Origin of the sequence: Bacillus sp. NH11B (assembly GCF_001884205.1) — a bacterium.
GTDB classification, from domain to species: domain Bacteria; phylum Bacillota; class Bacilli; order Bacillales; family Bacillaceae_G; genus Bacillus_A; species Bacillus_A proteolyticus.
Map to the genome: position 1 here is coordinate 55,065 of NZ_MAOG01000142.1, position 15,784 is coordinate 70,848.

Annotated in this window: 21 protein-coding genes and 2 pseudogenes; 7 read left to right on the plus strand and 16 right to left on the minus strand. The window is 33.6% G+C overall.

What is annotated here, in order from left to right:
* Positions 1 to 7 precede the first annotated feature (7 nt).
* The 3 genes from BAU27_RS28120 to BAU27_RS28130 are packed head-to-tail and all read right to left on the minus strand — an operon-like array spanning position 8 to position 1,698.
* Positions 8 to 346, minus strand: a complete 339-nt coding sequence (locus tag BAU27_RS28120; RefSeq protein WP_071772726.1) for an NIPSNAP family protein — start codon at positions 344 to 346, stop codon at positions 8 to 10.
* Positions 319 to 915, minus strand: coding sequence for a GNAT family N-acetyltransferase (locus tag BAU27_RS28125; RefSeq protein WP_071746140.1), 597 nt, complete (start codon positions 913 to 915; stop codon positions 319 to 321). The genes BAU27_RS28120 and BAU27_RS28125 overlap by 28 nt, the downstream gene beginning before the upstream one ends.
* Before the next feature lie 12 nt (positions 916 to 927).
* Positions 928 to 1,698 (minus strand): DeoR/GlpR family DNA-binding transcription regulator, encoded by a 771-nt coding sequence (locus BAU27_RS28130; RefSeq protein WP_071746141.1) that lies wholly within the window; start codon positions 1,696 to 1,698, stop codon positions 928 to 930.
* 251 nt (positions 1,699 to 1,949) lie between these two features.
* On the opposite strand from BAU27_RS28130, the gene BAU27_RS28140 reads away from it, so the two are divergent.
* Positions 1,950 to 2,441, plus strand: coding sequence for a hypothetical protein (locus BAU27_RS28140; protein ID WP_071746142.1), 492 nt, complete (start codon positions 1,950 to 1,952; stop codon positions 2,439 to 2,441).
* 50 nt (positions 2,442 to 2,491) lie between these two features.
* On the opposite strand, the gene BAU27_RS28145 is transcribed toward BAU27_RS28140, so the two are convergent.
* On the minus strand, positions 2,492 to 3,148 hold the full coding sequence (locus tag BAU27_RS28145) for a DUF4085 family protein (RefSeq protein ID WP_071772727.1): 657 nt from the start codon (positions 3,146 to 3,148) through the stop codon (positions 2,492 to 2,494).
* Between the two features lie 220 nt (positions 3,149 to 3,368).
* Here BAU27_RS28145 and BAU27_RS28150 point away from each other — a divergent pair, with 220 nt between their 5' ends.
* Positions 3,369 to 3,962: a hypothetical protein gene (locus BAU27_RS28150; protein ID WP_071772728.1), complete on the plus strand. Its 594-nt coding sequence runs from the start codon at positions 3,369 to 3,371 to the stop codon at positions 3,960 to 3,962.
* A gap of 170 nt (positions 3,963 to 4,132) precedes the next feature.
* Here BAU27_RS28150 and BAU27_RS28155 read toward each other — a convergent pair whose 3' ends face one another.
* A complete protein-coding gene (locus BAU27_RS28155; RefSeq protein WP_071772729.1) occupies positions 4,133 to 4,612 on the minus strand; it encodes a DinB family protein in 480 nt (159 codons plus the stop codon).
* Positions 4,613 to 4,873: 261 nt separating this feature from the next.
* On the opposite strand from BAU27_RS28155, the gene BAU27_RS28160 reads away from it, so the two are divergent.
* Positions 4,874 to 5,719: an oxidoreductase gene (locus BAU27_RS28160; protein WP_217653937.1), complete on the plus strand. Its 846-nt coding sequence runs from the start codon at positions 4,874 to 4,876 to the stop codon at positions 5,717 to 5,719.
* Positions 5,720 to 5,792: 73 nt separating this feature from the next.
* On the opposite strand, the gene BAU27_RS28165 is transcribed toward BAU27_RS28160, so the two are convergent.
* The 6 genes and pseudogenes from BAU27_RS28165 to BAU27_RS28190 all read right to left on the minus strand — a co-directional run bounded on the left by BAU27_RS28165 (position 5,793) and on the right by BAU27_RS28190 (position 8,677).
* A complete protein-coding gene (locus BAU27_RS28165) occupies positions 5,793 to 6,176 on the minus strand; it encodes a DUF4181 domain-containing protein (RefSeq protein WP_071772731.1) in 384 nt (127 codons plus the stop codon).
* Positions 6,177 to 6,195: 19 nt separating this feature from the next.
* A pseudogene (locus BAU27_RS28170) lies at positions 6,196 to 6,637 on the minus strand (NUDIX domain-containing protein).
* 61 nt (positions 6,638 to 6,698) lie between these two features.
* Positions 6,699 to 7,061 (minus strand): DUF4181 domain-containing protein, encoded by a 363-nt coding sequence (locus BAU27_RS28175; protein ID WP_071772732.1) that lies wholly within the window; start codon positions 7,059 to 7,061, stop codon positions 6,699 to 6,701.
* 22 nt (positions 7,062 to 7,083) lie between these two features.
* Entirely contained in the window at positions 7,084 to 7,914 is an 831-nt protein-coding gene (locus BAU27_RS28180; RefSeq protein WP_139254703.1) for a PP2C family serine/threonine-protein phosphatase, read from the minus strand.
* Entirely contained in the window at positions 7,898 to 8,398 is a 501-nt protein-coding gene (locus tag BAU27_RS28185; protein WP_139254704.1) for an HIT family protein, read from the minus strand. Before BAU27_RS28185 ends, BAU27_RS28180 begins: the two co-directional genes overlap by 17 nt.
* A gap of 105 nt (positions 8,399 to 8,503) precedes the next feature.
* Positions 8,504 to 8,677 carry a glycine zipper domain-containing protein gene (locus tag BAU27_RS28190; RefSeq protein ID WP_071746151.1) on the minus strand — a complete coding sequence of 58 codons (174 nt, stop codon included), beginning with the start codon at positions 8,675 to 8,677 and terminating at the stop codon, positions 8,504 to 8,506.
* A gap of 215 nt (positions 8,678 to 8,892) precedes the next feature.
* Between BAU27_RS28190 and BAU27_RS32105 the strand changes: the two genes are divergently transcribed.
* Complete coding sequence (locus tag BAU27_RS32105; protein WP_071746152.1) at positions 8,893 to 9,129, plus strand: hypothetical protein; 237 nt, start codon at positions 8,893 to 8,895, stop codon at positions 9,127 to 9,129.
* Between the two features lie 49 nt (positions 9,130 to 9,178).
* Here BAU27_RS32105 and BAU27_RS28200 read toward each other — a convergent pair whose 3' ends face one another.
* From BAU27_RS28200 to BAU27_RS28210, 3 genes and pseudogenes are all read right to left on the minus strand, one after another.
* Positions 9,179 to 10,015, minus strand: coding sequence for an ABC transporter permease (locus tag BAU27_RS28200; protein ID WP_071772734.1), 837 nt, complete (start codon positions 10,013 to 10,015; stop codon positions 9,179 to 9,181).
* Positions 10,008 to 11,213 (minus strand): quaternary amine ABC transporter ATP-binding protein, encoded by a 1,206-nt coding sequence (locus tag BAU27_RS28205; protein WP_071746154.1) that lies wholly within the window; start codon positions 11,211 to 11,213, stop codon positions 10,008 to 10,010. The genes BAU27_RS28200 and BAU27_RS28205 overlap by 8 nt, the downstream gene beginning before the upstream one ends.
* Positions 11,214 to 11,443: 230 nt before the next feature.
* Positions 11,444 to 12,340 (minus strand): annotated as a pseudogene (locus BAU27_RS28210) (RNA-guided endonuclease TnpB family protein); the annotation flags it as partial.
* A 94-nt stretch (positions 12,341 to 12,434) separates the two neighbouring features.
* Here BAU27_RS28210 and BAU27_RS28215 point away from each other — a divergent pair.
* The gene (locus tag BAU27_RS28215; RefSeq protein WP_071772735.1) at positions 12,435 to 13,292 is read left to right on the plus strand and encodes a glycine betaine ABC transporter substrate-binding protein; all 858 of its coding nucleotides are present in this window, start codon (positions 12,435 to 12,437) and stop codon (positions 13,290 to 13,292) included.
* A gap of 46 nt (positions 13,293 to 13,338) precedes the next feature.
* On the opposite strand, the gene clpP is transcribed toward BAU27_RS28215, so the two are convergent.
* Both clpP and BAU27_RS28225 read right to left on the minus strand, forming a co-directional pair.
* Entirely contained in the window at positions 13,339 to 13,920 is a 582-nt protein-coding gene (clpP, locus tag BAU27_RS28220; RefSeq protein ID WP_071746156.1) for an ATP-dependent Clp endopeptidase proteolytic subunit ClpP, read from the minus strand.
* Positions 13,921 to 13,941: 21 nt separating this feature from the next.
* Entirely contained in the window at positions 13,942 to 14,628 is a 687-nt protein-coding gene (locus tag BAU27_RS28225; protein ID WP_071772736.1) for an RNA polymerase subunit sigma-70, read from the minus strand.
* Positions 14,629 to 14,771: 143 nt separating this feature from the next.
* Between BAU27_RS28225 and BAU27_RS28230 the strand changes: the two genes are divergently transcribed.
* Together BAU27_RS28230 and rpiA are read left to right on the plus strand one after the other, a co-directional pair.
* The gene (locus BAU27_RS28230) at positions 14,772 to 15,092 is read left to right on the plus strand and encodes a 2Fe-2S iron-sulfur cluster-binding protein (protein WP_071746158.1); all 321 of its coding nucleotides are present in this window, start codon (positions 14,772 to 14,774) and stop codon (positions 15,090 to 15,092) included.
* A gap of 4 nt (positions 15,093 to 15,096) precedes the next feature.
* Positions 15,097 to 15,759 (plus strand): ribose 5-phosphate isomerase A, encoded by a 663-nt coding sequence (gene rpiA / locus BAU27_RS28235; protein WP_071746159.1) that lies wholly within the window; start codon positions 15,097 to 15,099, stop codon positions 15,757 to 15,759.
* The last annotated feature ends 25 nt before the right edge of the window (positions 15,760 to 15,784 follow it).

Below are 15,784 nucleotides of genomic sequence, written 5' to 3' on the forward strand. Positions count from 1 at the left end.
CTCCCTATCATTTTACAGTATATAGTAACTCTTCATTTTTCATCTCTATTATGTACTCTCGTAAAACATATTCTTTCCCGCCATGTTTTTCATACCAATCATGTATTCTTTTAACATGCATCTTATCACTTCTAATTTTCATTTCAATTTCTTCATAATCTTCATAACTATCATATTCCCATATTGCAAATACTTCAGTTGTACCATCATTATTATCTTTCATCCAGCGTCCTATTAGCCTAGAGCCATGCTTTAACTGATTAGGTAAATTAGTATTATTAAAATGAGCATTAAATACTTCAATAAATTCATTTTTTACTATATAGTACTTTCTTCTGTAAAACATTCCACTACACCTCTTTTATGAAATGTATTAATAAACCTTCCCATTACTACCGTATTATAATACTTCCCATCCGATAGCCTTTTATCATTTTTTAGTATACCTTCTACTTCAAAACCTAATTTTTTATAAAGATGAATGGCTTTTTCGTTTGTCTCTAACACTTGTAATGATATCTTTTTCACTTCATTTTCATCAGCCCAATGAATAGATTGTTGCAATAGAATCTTACCCAGCCCATATCCCCAAAACTCTCTTAAAATACAAACACCAAACTCTACTTTATGAGATAATCTCTTCAGATTTGATCCTTCACATCTTGAAAATCCAACGATTCGATTGTGCACTTCTACAACTAAAAAGAGATTCTTAATCTCTTCACTATCTGTTTTTATTATTTTTTGAAACCCTATCTTATCTATAAGTCCCTCTCCAGCTTCTCTATCCATATTTTCAGTTTCTCCATCGATCTGAATTCTAATTTTTGATAACTGCTCAGCGTCTGTTTCAGCCGCAGATCGAATTGTATAAGTTAATCCATTTATATGAAACTCTTGTCCTTTTATAATCATTTCAAACTCCTTTTAAATGCAGTCTATTGGCGCTATTACAATTACTTTACCTTGTTTCTCAAATTCTTGAATTGCCTCTTTACTAGCCTCTTCATCTGTTATTATAAGGGCAATTTCTTTCAGTGACTCTCCTTTTATAAAGCAGTCTATTCCGAGTTTATTATGAGGAGCTAAACAAATATTCCTTCTAGCGATTTTACTTACTGTTTTTCCAAAATAAGCAACTTCCGGTGTTGCAGTACTTATACCATGTAATGAAATGCCTCCACCTGTAGAGAAATAAAGATCAATAGATAATCTACTTATCAATTCAGAGGCAAGTGTATCTGTCATATTTCCTGAAGGTTTTACCTTACCACCAATTAAATACACTTCTATGTTCTTATATTCTCGTAACGAACTAGCTATCTCTATAGAATTCGTTATAACTGTAAATGATGTTTCGGGTAAAAATTTTAACATAGCACAATGAATTGAAGCCCCACCAATAAAAACGGAATCTCCTTCTTGTATATAAGATACAGCAACTTTAGCGATTGCTTCTTCGTATATTGAACTATCACTAAAACGTTTAAATGGTTCAGCAGCTAAGTTTCTCACTCGCGTAAGTTCAATTGCACCTCCGTGAGTTCTTTTTAATAAACCATCCTTCTCCATAATAGACAAATCTCTTCTTATAGAATCGATAGACATGTCGAAGCTTTCCGCAAGATCCTTTGCGATTACTCTTCCATCTTTCTTAAGCAATTTTAAAATGTTCTCTCGACGCTCTTCAGTAAACATATTCTCACCGCCGTTATTGAAAATTCAGAAATTAAATATTTATGTTAATTATATGCATGTCCCTTCCGTTTTACAATATTTTCAATTATTATTTTTTCAGCTTTATGCAGTTTTTCTCTCTCTTTCTATTTCATTAACTTTAATATCGAATAAATGTACATTTGCATATTCTACTAAAATACTTCTATTTACCTTCCTATTGATGTAAAATTATTCCTATGTTTTACTTTTTAATACAGAAAGGAATTACTATGAAATCTATAATTAAAGTAACTTGTACAGCAATATTATTTACAGGACTAATGGCAGGATGTAATGGTAGTACTACACCAAAACAAGAAAAGAGCGCTCTCGAAAAAGATGCAATGCACTATGGGGAAATATTTAAAAACGAATACTATAGAGCAACTGTTGAAAATGCAAAGTTCGAAAAAATAGACAAAGAGTGGCGCCTTACAACTCGTGTTACAATTAATAACGCTCGTGCTGACGGACAAACGATAGATCTTTCAGAAATAAAATATTTCATAAAAGATGAAAAAACTGGTGAAAAATACGAAGGTGAATTTATACAAAATGAGAACGCTAAAAAGGTTCCATCTGAGTTCTCTTTAACTACCGACATTGAATTTAATATGAAAACTTCACCAAAAGATTTAGGTAATATGTATTTATACATAGATAGCAAAGCTGCGCCGTTAACAGATACATATTGGAAACTTGATAATTTAGTATCTAAATAAAAAACAGTCATTTAAGACTGTTTTTTTTGTTATTAAACTAATAAAGTTTACTAGTTACATTTCTCAAGCAATACATCTTTTGCACAAATTATTACTTCTTCAAATGGGCAATCAAATAACACACCCAATTCAAATCCATCTTCAGTAAGTTCTATTTCATGACACATCCAACAAGCACCTTCAAGTTTTTTCGGTATAGAACATCCCGTAACTCCTATAAAAGTAAGTCGAAGCTTTTCAAAATCACTAAAACTACCACTGCAATCTAAAGTTATAATTAGCGTATCTTTTGATCTTCTCTCTACTGATTTGACTACACTATCATGTAGTGAGTATTCATGCAGTTGAACGACATTCTGTGGGAGTTTTTCTTTTATAGAATTAAAACTTTCTAAATAAGCTTGTTCTAAATCATTCATTCTTTTCTCATAGTCCTCTGTCCACTCAAGCATAAGTTTCTTTAATTTTTCCGATGGATATTCTGAATTAATTGTGTTGTCATGAATATACGGATGTAGTGACTTCGGAAGAAACTTTAATAAATCTTCTTTCTTTTCTTCCACATCTTCTTTCAAACTTTGCTTATAATCCATTCCCGCCTTTTCGCTCTCTCGCAAAATCTCTCCCCATTCATCTAATGTTTCTAAGAAAATTAAAAATCCAGACACTTGCATTTCTTTATACCAATCTTTTGTGAAATATTTCAATGACATTTCTCCTAAAATATTTTAACATCCAATAAAAGCAATATATCCACTTATTATATCATTCCAATAACCGTTTTTTCTAAAGAATAAATGTAAAACTGTAAATATTCCGCCTATTATTTCTAAAACTTCAGAATATTTACAATAATACAAAATTGGAATACATTTTATATGTACAAGTTTTACCTGTACAAAAATCTAAACAAAAAGGGATGGTTATATGTTGAAGAAATTAGTAGCAGGGACATTAGTAGCAGGTTTTGCATTAACTGGAGGATTAGGAGTAGTAAGTGCTGCAGAAAAAGATTATACAATTAAAACATTTGATTATTTAAAAGTTGATGAAAAGAATGTTAGTTCATTTGCAAAATTAAGCGATCAATCAAAAAAAGACATCCAAATTACTATGGTACTACCTAAACAAAATGAAAATGGAGATTGGTTAGCCTACGGATTTACTAACAGAGAAGCATTGAATGCTTTTATTGAAAAAGATAAAAAGGCACTTAAAAATCAAATTAACCCTTTAGGTAGTGGTGCTGGTAGTACTGATTTTTATGAACATAAAGATAAAGGTGGCCAATATATTTACTGGAGCAGCGGTTTTAAAAACTTACCATCTAGCTGGAACGACAGAATTTCTTCTGTAAGTACAGCATCACCTTCTGCAAGCTATTCAACGACACTATGGGAACATACTTCAACACAAGGATATGGAAAAGGTGTCTCCTTTAGACACTCTGATTGGTATGGTAAAACTGCTAATTTAGCTGCGGATTGGAACGATATTACTTCAGCGATTGAAATCAAATAGTAACAGATCTTTTCAATTGAATAGGTGGCACTAAAGTTTTATACAGTTTTAATTGTTACTTAAATATTAATAGAAAGTAGAAAGACCAGCCATTTTAGACTGGTCTTTCTACTTTCAAGCATGCAATAATGCGTCATGGATTGCTCTAGATAAATTAGAGAATCATTACACTATTCACTATCAAAACTCTTCTGTAATTTTCGAATATAAATAATTTGACCAATATGATACGCATTATGAGTCGTTACATTAGCTAATACTTCCCACCACTTCGCAGATACAGGAAATCCAATTACATCACTTTCAACCTTGTCTTCATTTATGAGACTTTGCCATTGTAACAGTTTCTCTAATAGTTTTTCTCTTAACTCTTCAAATGTTTGATTATCAGATAGCATAAAACTTTTGTTATTATCACCAATAGCGGGCACGGCATTAACATTTGATTCTTTATACCTAGTTTGCCATGTCGAGTTCCAATACAGTAAATGTTGTACAATTTCAGCTATACTATTACTCTCCTCATTCGGTTTCCAGAAAGCTTCTCTCTCAGATAAATCCTTAACTGCATCTGAAAATGGAATATACCAACTAGGATCATTCGCATTTGCTAATAACTGATCTGCTAAAATGTCTTTAACATGGAACACTTTGCTTCCCCCCATTTAAAAAACTTAATTTCATCATCATGAATGCAACACTCACTTCTCTATATACGCTGAGTCTGTACGATTCCCTCTTTTTAGCCACACTTATGTGCTAAAAGAAACTTAAAGCACATAATCCATAAGCGCCTCCTAAAATACAGAAATACTACTAATTGATATTACTTGTATAAAAACAATATGTAAGATTAATAGATTTTCTCCTTATTACTCGTTATGATGAAAGAAAAAGAAAGCGAGCGACAAATGAATAAAAAAATCGCGGTTATTACAGGGGCATCAAGTGGATTCGGACTATTAACCACACTTGAACTTGCAAAGAAAGGTTATTTAGTTATCGCTACAATGAGAAACCTTGAAAAGCAAGTAAACTTACTATCTCAAGCTGCTAAACTCAACTTACAACAAAATATAAAAGTTCAACAATTAGATGTAACAGACCCAAGTTCTATACATAGCTTCCAATTATTTTTAAAAGAAATAAACAGAGTAGACCTTCTCATTAATAATGCAGGATATGCAAATGGAGGCTTTGTAGAAGAAATTCCAGTAGAGGAATACCGTAAACAATTTGAAACGAACCTTTTTGGAGCTATATCAATCACTCAGCTTGTATTACCATATATGAGAGAACAGAAAAGCGGAAAAATCATTAATATAAGCAGTATTAGCGGCCAAGTCGGATTCCCTGGTTTATCCCCTTATGTATCTTCAAAATATGCATTAGAAGGCTGGAGTGAATCGCTTCGCTTAGAAGTAAAACCTTTCGGAATAGATGTTGCTTTAATCGAACCAGGTTCTTATAACACGAACATATGGGAAGTTGGTAAACAACTAGCTGAAAACCAATCTGATACGACCTCTCCTTATAAGGAATATATGGATAAAATACAAAAACATATTAATAGTGGCAGCGATACATTTGGTAATCCGATAGATGTTGCCAAAAAAATAGTTGAAATTGCAGAATCTAAGCGTACTAATCTACGATATCCAATTGGAAAAGGTATAAAGTTTATGATTTTTGCGAAGAAAATTCTTCCGTGGAGATTGTGGGAATTTCTTGTTTTGAGGAGTTTTAAGAAGATGTAAATAAAAAGAGTAGCTATCAAGATAAGTAATGGTAGCTACTCTTTTTGAATTTTTATCATTGTATTTTCCAATATCATTTTGTCGATATAGGATCAAAATAAAACAAAATCGAAACCATAAAAATAAATATGAAAAATCCGATAATAGAGAGAATATATTCTTTTGTCGCTCTATTATATTTCCACTCCATCCATATGCGTAATAGGCATGTTGTTCCAAAATAAGTAAGCATAGCAATTCCTATATTAGCATTTTCTGCTTTGAACAGATAAATAAAACTTACTATAAGATATACGATAAAAAGACCTATTTCCAATTTTACATGTAGACTATTCACATGCTTATATCCCAAAAAACCACTCTTTGACATATTCAACTTTTTTCTTAAAAATTTTTCTATAAAGTATCCAGCAATAATTAGTCCGATAGCTATAATCCAAATAGTAGAGTTACCCATTACTTTCCCTCCTATTACTTTATTTATTTTTAGAAATAAAGTGGACTATATTACGGTTATTCCCTTCTAAATAACTTACGATTCCTTCAGGATATGTTGGTCTTGTCTTTAATTCCTCTATACTTTTCCATATTAATATAATATCCTTATGTTCTTTATGTCTTATTCCATTTCTAACTTTCTCTCGAGCAGTTCCCCAATGCATCAATGTACACTGATGTCCTTTTTCTTTATTCCACTCAAAAATATGTTCATTTACAACAGCGAATTCTTGAACAAAAACTTCTAAATTATATTCTTCCAATAACTCTCGCATTATTGCTTCTTTTGCTGTTTCACCAAATTCAATAGATCCGCCTGGAAAACGAGAAAAATGATTCGTTCTCATCACATTGTACAAGTACTTTAGAATGATCTTCATTTAAAATCATTGCTTCTGCACGTAATCGAGGGCTTTTCATTTCTTCTCTCCCTTTAATTGCTCATTATATGACATTGCTATAGGGCTGTAATTAATACGTATTAAATAAGAAAATATAGAATCATCCCTGTTATCATTAACGATACAGCCCCGCCTAAGGACATCAAAAACTCCCTCGATTCTCTATCATATTTCCATTCCATATATGATTCGAAACTATATAACGAAATTAAAAACAGAAAAGGTAGAAAGCCCATGTATAGGGGATTTGAAAGAGAAGAACATATAATCATAACCACTATATAAGAAAAAATAATAATTCTGTTTCCCCATTTATGCAGCTTATTTACATATTTATTATTCCATCCTTTTTGTTTCGGTATATTTAGCCATTTTCTCACTATATTTTCTAAGACAAATAAGAATATGATCCATAAAACTAATACAATTACTTTCACATGCAATAGAGAGATCGCCTCCTTTACCTTATCGTCTGGATTTCTCCGGCTGATCACTCGGATACGTAGCATTCCTTTTATTTTCAACATCCCAACTAATAATTGTCGCACTATCACGTCCCAACTGATGATGCACGTGTTCTAAAACATTGTGAATATTTTCTTTTAGTGTTTTATCATTTCTATTCATAGCATTATACAAATTTACAGGTGTTTCATATCGTCGTTCCCCACATTCCAATACACCATCTGTCACCATTAAAATTCGATTCTTTCCAGTACGTAATTCACGAATTCCTGATGAATAGCATGGAATAGGTAAATCAAATGTATTTACATTACCAATCCACTCGTAAAAATGGCGTTGATTCAATGTATATTGACCTAATTTATGTAATTCTTCATGGAATACATAAATTAAACAATCTCCTATGGAAAGCCACCATATATAGTTTTCTTTTCTTACACAGATTAAACAAGCTGTCTCACCTTTAATTTTTTCACATTCTTCTTTAAATGACTGTGATTGAAAAGTTGTAAGTATATGATTTTCAACAGATCGAAATACTGTATCAATTGATTCATTCATCATTACTTTTATATTTTCATATTCTTTTTCGATTGTATGTACTACTAAATCAACACTTTCTGCGCTATTGTGTCCGTCTAATATAACAGCGAATTCCCAGTCACCATTTGACCAAACTAACGCACCATCTTCATTCTTTTTCGCTCCAGCACTTACATTCCCGCCGTATTTACCAAGTACAATTTCACCGTATTGCTGTACTGAAAATTCCTCCAAACACATTTCCCTACTTCCAACCCATGAATATTTTGTATTATTTGTTGTATGCATACTCATTTACCATATACTTTCGTATTCTTTCACATAGTTTTTGTATTTGCTCTGAACCTCCATGCGGTGCACCTGTCCATCCCGCTACTTCAGTTGGTGACCAAAACTCTTTTGGTGTATTTGGATAACGCGGGATAATGTGCATATGCATATGAGGTACACCATTTCCTGAAATGAAGGTATAAATATGTTCTGCACCTTCACTTTCTTTTAACGCTTTACTTACTCTACTAGTTATAAGTCCGAATGCTTTCGCTTCGTCCTCTGTTAATTCAGCAAGGCCAGGTACATGGCTCTTTATATCGATCATTACATAACCAAGATATGTTTCCTCTCTATCCCAATGGACATGTCCAACGTATATGAGAGCGTCTTCATAAATAGCACCGCCTGGAACTATAATGTTTCCTTTATGTTTTTCGCAAATGAAGCAGTTTTTTTCTACTTGATTGTTTATTGACATATCCATCACCATCCTTTTCATATATAATATCATAAAAAAAGGAAAAACAGGGTTTATATTCCGAAAATTCAATCTCTTAAGCTAGGAATTATCACATCAAATTTCATTTTAATAATTTGCAACTCATTATTTTCTCAAAACTGCTATTCCCGCTCCAACTGCAATTCCAATGACAATTCCGATTACTAAATTATCAGTAAATAAACTAGGTACTACACCGATTACAATACCTATAGCGATACCGATTGTCATTGCTTCATTTCTTTTTTTATTATTGGCCATAACAGCATCTCCTCTCATAATTTTTCCCCATATAATATCCATTTATATGAACGTTGCTATTTCCTAATATATTTGCTTTCTCCCTTGAAAATTCCCAAAATATGTACTTTATCACTTTTCCATTCCCCCTATATATTCCTCTTCATTTGAAAAGATTTTCAAGTCACCATTACATATACATAGGCATTTACTATAAGAAAGATCCGTAATTTATTGAAGGAGGAACGATTGGAATGCATCCTCATTGGAATCCAAATATAAATCAACAATATGCTTATTCCCCCCATCCAGTAAGAAATACACTGCATTATGATTCTCAATATATGATGCAGCGCATCGCTAGCCTTGAAAGCCAATTAGCGAAATTAATCTCATTAATCGAAGAAAATAATCAATTAATAAAATCAATGGAGCAACAACAAAATCAAGTTTGCGCACCAGCTGGCGGTTCTGTTATTGTTCGTATGTAATCTTTTCGAACAAAAAAACACACTTTGTATACTAAAGTGTGTTTTCTTTTTATCTTCTTTTTTGATGAAATCCTTGTGTAATGCGGTCTAATATAATCGCGATGACAACAATAGCTAGTCCAGCTTCAAATCCCATTCCGATATTTACTTGTGTAACAGAACGGTACACATCTACTCCAAGTCCTGGTGCTCCTACAAGTGATGCTGTAACGACCATTGATAATGAGAGCATAATACTTTGATTTACACCTGCCATAATTGTTCCAGTTGCAAGTGGTAATTGTACTTTAAATAGCTTTTGTGAAGCTGTTGAACCAAATGCATTCGCTGCTTCAATTAAATCTTCTGGAACTTGTCTAATTCCTAAATCAGTAAAACGAATTGTCGGCGGCATTGCAAAAATAACTGAAGCAATAATACCAGGAACAACACCTACTCCGAAAAATGTAATCGCAGGAATAAGATATACGAATGCGGGCATTGTTTGCATAAAGTCTAATGTCGGTTTTAGAAATTTTGAGAAACGTTCATTTTGCGATGCTAATATCCCAATTGGAATTCCGACAATGATTGAAATAATAACAGATGTAAGTACGAGTGCTAATGTTTGCATCGTTTGTGCCCAGTAGTTAATATTTAAAATAAATAATAATCCGATGAGTGTAAAAATGACTAAAGATACTTTTCTCGTTGTGTACCAAATGAGGAAACATAAGATAATAATCATCAATATAGCTGGTATTATTGTTAAAAAATTAGTGAGTAAATCAACGAATCCGCCGATAATATAGGAGAATCCTCGGAACAACCCTTCAAAGTTCTCATATAAACTTGCAACAAATGAATCGACCCATTCTCCTAATGGAATACGCGGTATACTATTCATCGTCTTTCACCTCTTCCTCAATGTTACCTGCAAGAGCTTGAATGACACTTTCACGTTTAATAATTCCTCGTAGCCTTTTCTTCTCATCAATTACTGGTAGCGGATATTTCATCTCCGCCATTTTTGCATACGTTTCTTCCAGTAAAGTATCTACATACACATGCGGAATATCGTTAAGTAATAAATCAGCAATCGGCCACTGTTTTTGCATCGCTTTACTCGCATCATCCGCAGTTAATATACCTAAAAACTCATACTTTTTGTTTACAACATATACGGTAGAAACACCTGCATTCCTCATAATTTGAAGTGCTACACGCGGTCCACGATCAATTAATAAAGTCTCCGGTCGTTTTAATATAGACTCCGCCGTAATTACTTTTCCTAAATTCACGTCTGCAACGAATTTCTCTACAAACTCATTTGCAGGGCTCATCATAATTTCTTCCGGCGTTCCAATTTGGACAACCTCTCCATCTTTCATTAACGCGATTCGATCACCAATTCGAAGAGCTTCATCTAAATCATGTGTAATAAAAATGATTGTTTTCTCCATTTTATCTTGAAGTTCTAATAACTCATCTTGCATTTCTTTTCGAATAAGTGGATCTAATGCACTAAATGACTCATCCATCAATAAAACATCTGGGTCATTTGTTAACGCCCTTGCGATTCCAACACGTTGCTGCATACCACCACTAAGTTGACTTGGATAATTATCTTTATGATGGTCAAGTCCGACTAATTTCAAAGATTCTAACGCTTTTTTCTCTCGCTCTTCTACCGGAACTCCTTGTATTTCCAATCCATATGCAACGTTTTGTAAAACAGTACGATGCGGGAATAGAGCGAACTTCTGAAATACCATGCTCATCTTTGTTCTTCTCACTCTTCGTAACTCTTCTTTTCCCATCGTCGCGATGTCTTCACCATCTATGTATATATGCCCCGCTGTCGGTTTGATTAATTGATTTAGCATTCGAACTAGCGTTGATTTCCCGCTACCGGATAAACCCATAATAACGAAAATTTCTCCGGTGTATACTTCAAACGTTGCCTTTTTCACACCAACGTTCATTCCTGTCTCTTTTAAAATTTCGGATTTGCTTTTTCCTTCTTTTAATAAGGTAAGCGCTTTTTGCGGATGTTTCCCAAATACTTTTGTTACATTTTCAACACGTACCTTTGTATTATCCATGTCACTACTCCTTTTCTACCCATCTATTCACATAGTGTTTCGATTTTACAAAGAAATATTACATAAAAATGACATTCATAAGCTTTCTGTGAACTACCCATCACTTAGTATCTCTTACGAGCTTACCCCGAAGTGGGGGCTTCTCGGTTCATCGCTACTTTTGATAGCTAACGAATTTGTCTTAGGACAGCCGAGCTAACTCCCTTGTTCCAAAGGTTATTTCTTACGATTTATATCAATGCCAATAACCACATGGCTTCCTTTTTGATATTAATAGCTGCGTTATAGTCACGACTGATTGTGAGTCCACACGAACACACATACATACATGCGTTCACATAATGACATTTCTTTTTTGTTTCCACAACGACTACACATCTTTGTAGAAGGAAACCATTTATCTATTTTTACAAGCTGTTTTCCTTGTTCTTGTAGCTTATATGCTAAAAATGTCGTGAACATCCTCCAACCGTTGTCCGCTACACTCTTACCAAAGCGAAGTGCTCGTGACATTCCTTTCATATGTAAGTCTTCGATTGCTACAACGTCAAAATTCGCAGCTAATTCTTTAGACTTGTGATGAAGGAAATTCTTACGTTGATTGGCGACCTTTTCATGCAACTTCGCTACACGAATGCGTTGCTTATTCCAGCACTCTGAATCTTTTACACGTCTTGCCAATACTCGTTGCGCTTTTGCTAATCTGTCTAAAATCTGACGATAAAAGCGAGGATAAGTGGCTTTCTCATCTTCGCTACTCACGTACAATTCAGCCATCGCGAAGTCTAATCCAACTACACGTTCTATTTCTTTCTGAGCGATTTCTTTTTCATATTCTGTCAAAATAGACACGTAATACTTGCCAGTTTCCGTCATCGAAATTGTACACGATTTGATGATATAGTTTTTATCTCTCTATGTTGCTTCAGTTTCACCATTTTCAATTTCGGTAATTTGATATAACCATGAAATAACATAATATTTCCGTTTACTCGATTCGTTGTATAGGGTTTCCTACTTTTTCCACTTTTGAATGTAGGGAAATCACTTTGACCACTAAAAAAATTCTTATACGCAGTTTGCAAGTTTAATTGCGCGTTGGCCAATGCCAATGAATCGACTTCTTTCGGATAATACGTTAAAATTCTTGTTTCCGTTCATAATAAGAATGCTTACATATACATTTATTTAAAAAGGCAAACGTTTCTTAGGAGGGTTTCGATGAAAAAGAAAATATGGCTTATATGCCTTGCATTATTTATTACTATGATTTTCACTTCATGTAATGCAACAAATGCAAATTCGAAAGGAAAAATTAAACTTGGTGTAACAAGTTGGAAAGAAAATATTGCAACTGCAAACATGTGGAAAGTTTTATTAGAAGAAAAAGGCTATAAAGTTGAGCTCATGTATTTAGAAAAAGCTGCGATTTGGACTGGTGTTGCTCGTGGTGATGTCGATGCAAATTTAGAAGTATGGCTGCCTGTTACGGATAAACCGCTAAATGCTCGTTATAAAGATGATATTGTCTTAAAATCAAAATGGTATGAAGGCACTGGACTAGGTTTAGTCGTCCCTTCTTATATGAAAAATATAAACAGCATAGAAGATTTAAACGCACATAAAGATGAGCTAGATAATAAAATTGTTGGGATTGAACCAGGTAGTAGCCTTATGAATTTAACGGATAAAGCAATGAAGGCATATGAAATCAAATTAAAACTTGTCCAATCTTCAGAAGCTGCGATGATGAGCGAACTAAAGAAGGCATATACGAAAAAGAAACCAATCGCTGTTACGCTTTGGAATCCTCATTGGGGCTTTTCAGAATTTGACTTGAAATATTTAAAAGACCCTAAGAAAGTATATGGTGAAAAAGATGACATTTATTACTCAGTTCGTAAAGGTTTCGAAAAAGATCATCCGGATATTGTGAAATACTTTGATCAATGGAAAATGAACGATGAACAACTAGGTACTTTAATGGTCATGCTAAATAAAACGAAAGATCCGGAAGAAGCCGCGCGAAAATGGATTAAAAAAAATCAAGCTTTAGTTGATGAATGGGTAAAAGAGTGACAAAAACAGGCTAGGGAATTTATCATATTCTCTAGCCCGTTTCATGTTATTTTTTCTCAATAACTGCATCAACAATTCCATATTCCTTCGCTTCTACTGCCGTCATAAAATAATCTCTTTCTGTATCATGAGCTACTTTTTCTACTGGCTGCCCTGTTCGATCAGATATGATTTTGTTAATATCATGTTTTAACTTTAATATTCTTTTTGCTGTAATTTCAATCTCCGTCGCTTGCCCTTTTACACCGCCAAGTGGCTGATGAATCATAATTTCACTGTTAGGGAGCGCAAATCTTTTTCCCTTTGCGCCAGCTAATAGTAAAAGCGCACCAAATGATGCCGCAAATCCCATACAAAGTGTTTGCACATCTGGTTTAATAAGGTTCATCGTATCTAATATTGCAAAACCTGCTGTCGTTGAACCGCCCGGACTATTAATATAAAGGAATATGTCTTTCTCTGCATCTTCCGCTTCTAAAAATAATAATTGAGCTACGACACTACTTGCTACTTGATCGTTAATTTCTGAACCAATCATAATAATTCGGTCTTTTAATAATCTTGAATATATATCATAGGAGCGTTCTCCTAATTTCGTTTGTTCTACTACATATGGAATTGTATTCATTTTAAATCCCTCCAATAATTGTTATGCTACGCAAAGCATACAACTGTAGGAAGAAGGGTTTTTCGCACTAAATAATAAGACTGGCTGTTTAGATGGTAACTTAGTAAAATCTATTGTTGGAAGAAGCTTTGTTAATAATTCCGGCCTTTCTTCACGAATAGACGATACAACAATTTCAATATCATCTGTGAATTCGACTATCTCAAACCCTTCTTCGCTTACAGTTTTCAGCCTATTTCTACTCCGAAATAAAGAAGCTTTCACTGCACCTTCCGATACAGAACATACTTTAGCAATATCAGCGATACTATATTGAAACACATCTTTTAATAATAAAATTGCAGATTGCTGTACATTTAATGAAGATAGTACTTTCATTACCATTTCATGCAAATCAGCAATTTTCTCATGTGGTTCTTCAACAATAATTTGTTCCTTTATTTTTTCATGAACTGATTTCGACTTCATCTGGTCTAACCAACGATTTCTAGCTATTTTATATAGCAGCGTCATACAAATATCTTTATTACCGTATTTATGAAGAACTTTACAAACTGTTTCTTGGGCGAGATCTTCACCGTCCCATTTGTTTTTCGTTAAAAAGGTACAATACCTTATTAACTCTGCATAGTTCTCAGTTAAAAAATTTATATTTGAATGATTCATATCGATATGATTCTTTAAAATCTGAGTTACTTTTGTGCACAAAATAACCACTCCTTTTCAGCGCTTACTTAATAAACGATCGATTAAACGAAAAAGTTACGGGGCTTATAAAAAAATAATGTTTATGTTCAATAATTCGCGGTCATAAATATGTTATGTACAATTTTACGTGAGGAGGAATAAATTTGCCAAAATTAACAATTGAAGGTGCGGGAACGTTTGCTGTAAAAGAAGGTACAAAGTTAGTATTAGCAATTGAAGATAACGGTGTACACATACTCCATCGTTGTGGTGGAAAAGCACGTTGCACAACTTGTAGAGTAGAAATTATAGCAGGTGATTTTTGTGAAGCAAACACTAATGAAAAAAATGCGATGACTGAAAAAGGAATTGAAGATCATTTACGCTTATCGTGTCAAATGCGCGTACATAAAGATATAGTCGTTCGTCCGGTACTTACAGTCGAAAATTCAGGTCTTGATGCTGGACCACGTCCAGCGGAGTAAAGCGATGAATTTAAAACAGCTCGCAGGCGAATACGCCGCTGACTTTGTAAAAAATGGAATGAAAGTTGGGCTTGGTACAGGCTCAACTGTATATTGGACGATACAAAAATTAGGAAAACGTGTACAAGAAGGTTTATCCATTCAAGCTGTACCTACATCAAAAGAAACTGAAGTATTAGCAAAACAACTAGCTATTCCTTTAATCTCTTTAAATGAAACCGACATACTCGATCTTACAATCGATGGTGCAGATGAAATCAATAATGATTTACAATTAATAAAAGGTGGCGGTGGTGCATTACTTCGTGAAAAAATTGTCGCTACCTCCTCTGAAAAGCTTATAATTATTGCAGATGAATCCAAAATCGTTTCACATTTAGGCACTTTTCCACTTCCTATTGAAATCATCCCCTTCTCTTGGAAACAAACTGAAAAGAAAGTTCAATCTATAGGATGCGAAACACGTTTACGTATGAAAGATGGTGGACCATTTATAACCGATAACGGTAATTTCATTATTGATTGTATTTTTACAAACAAAATATTGAATCCAAATGATACAAATAAAGAGTTAAAGATGATTACCGGTGTAGTTGAAACAGGATTATTTATCAATATGACGAGCACAGCGATCATCGGAACAGAAAACGGTATAAAAGAATATTAATCATTTTAAAGGCTGACTTTTTCAA

Coding starts and splice junctions, on each gene's coding strand:
- BAU27_RS28190 (WP_071746151.1), bottom strand. CDS start 8,677: ATGAGAGGAGATGCTGTTATGGCCAATAATAAAAAAAGAAATGAAGCA.
- BAU27_RS28150 (WP_071772728.1), top strand. CDS start 3,369: ATGTTGAAGAAATTAGTAGCAGGGACATTAGTAGCAGGTTTTGCATTA.
- BAU27_RS28165 (WP_071772731.1), bottom strand. CDS start 6,176: ATGGGTAACTCTACTATTTGGATTATAGCTATCGGACTAATTATTGCT.
- BAU27_RS28160 (WP_217653937.1), top strand. CDS start 4,874: ATGAATAAAAAAATCGCGGTTATTACAGGGGCATCAAGTGGATTCGGA.
- BAU27_RS28205 (WP_071746154.1), bottom strand. CDS start 11,213: ATGGATAATACAAAGGTACGTGTTGAAAATGTAACAAAAGTATTTGGG.
- BAU27_RS28200 (WP_071772734.1), bottom strand. CDS start 10,015: ATGAATAGTATACCGCGTATTCCATTAGGAGAATGGGTCGATTCATTT.
- rpiA (WP_071746159.1), top strand. CDS start 15,097: ATGAATTTAAAACAGCTCGCAGGCGAATACGCCGCTGACTTTGTAAAA.
- BAU27_RS28180 (WP_139254703.1), bottom strand. CDS start 7,914: ATGCATACAACAAATAATACAAAATATTCATGGGTTGGAAGTAGGGAA.
- BAU27_RS32105 (WP_071746152.1), top strand. CDS start 8,893: ATGCATCCTCATTGGAATCCAAATATAAATCAACAATATGCTTATTCC.
- BAU27_RS28185 (WP_139254704.1), bottom strand. CDS start 8,398: ATGAAAAGGATGGTGATGGATATGTCAATAAACAATCAAGTAGAAAAA.
- BAU27_RS28140 (WP_071746142.1), top strand. CDS start 1,950: ATGAAATCTATAATTAAAGTAACTTGTACAGCAATATTATTTACAGGA.
- BAU27_RS28130 (WP_071746141.1), bottom strand. CDS start 1,698: ATGTTTACTGAAGAGCGTCGAGAGAACATTTTAAAATTGCTTAAGAAA.
- BAU27_RS28215 (WP_071772735.1), top strand. CDS start 12,435: ATGAAAAAGAAAATATGGCTTATATGCCTTGCATTATTTATTACTATG.
- clpP (WP_071746156.1), bottom strand. CDS start 13,920: ATGAATACAATTCCATATGTAGTAGAACAAACGAAATTAGGAGAACGC.
- BAU27_RS28125 (WP_071746140.1), bottom strand. CDS start 915: ATGATTATAAAAGGACAAGAGTTTCATATAAATGGATTAACTTATACA.
- BAU27_RS28120 (WP_071772726.1), bottom strand. CDS start 346: ATGTTTTACAGAAGAAAGTACTATATAGTAAAAAATGAATTTATTGAA.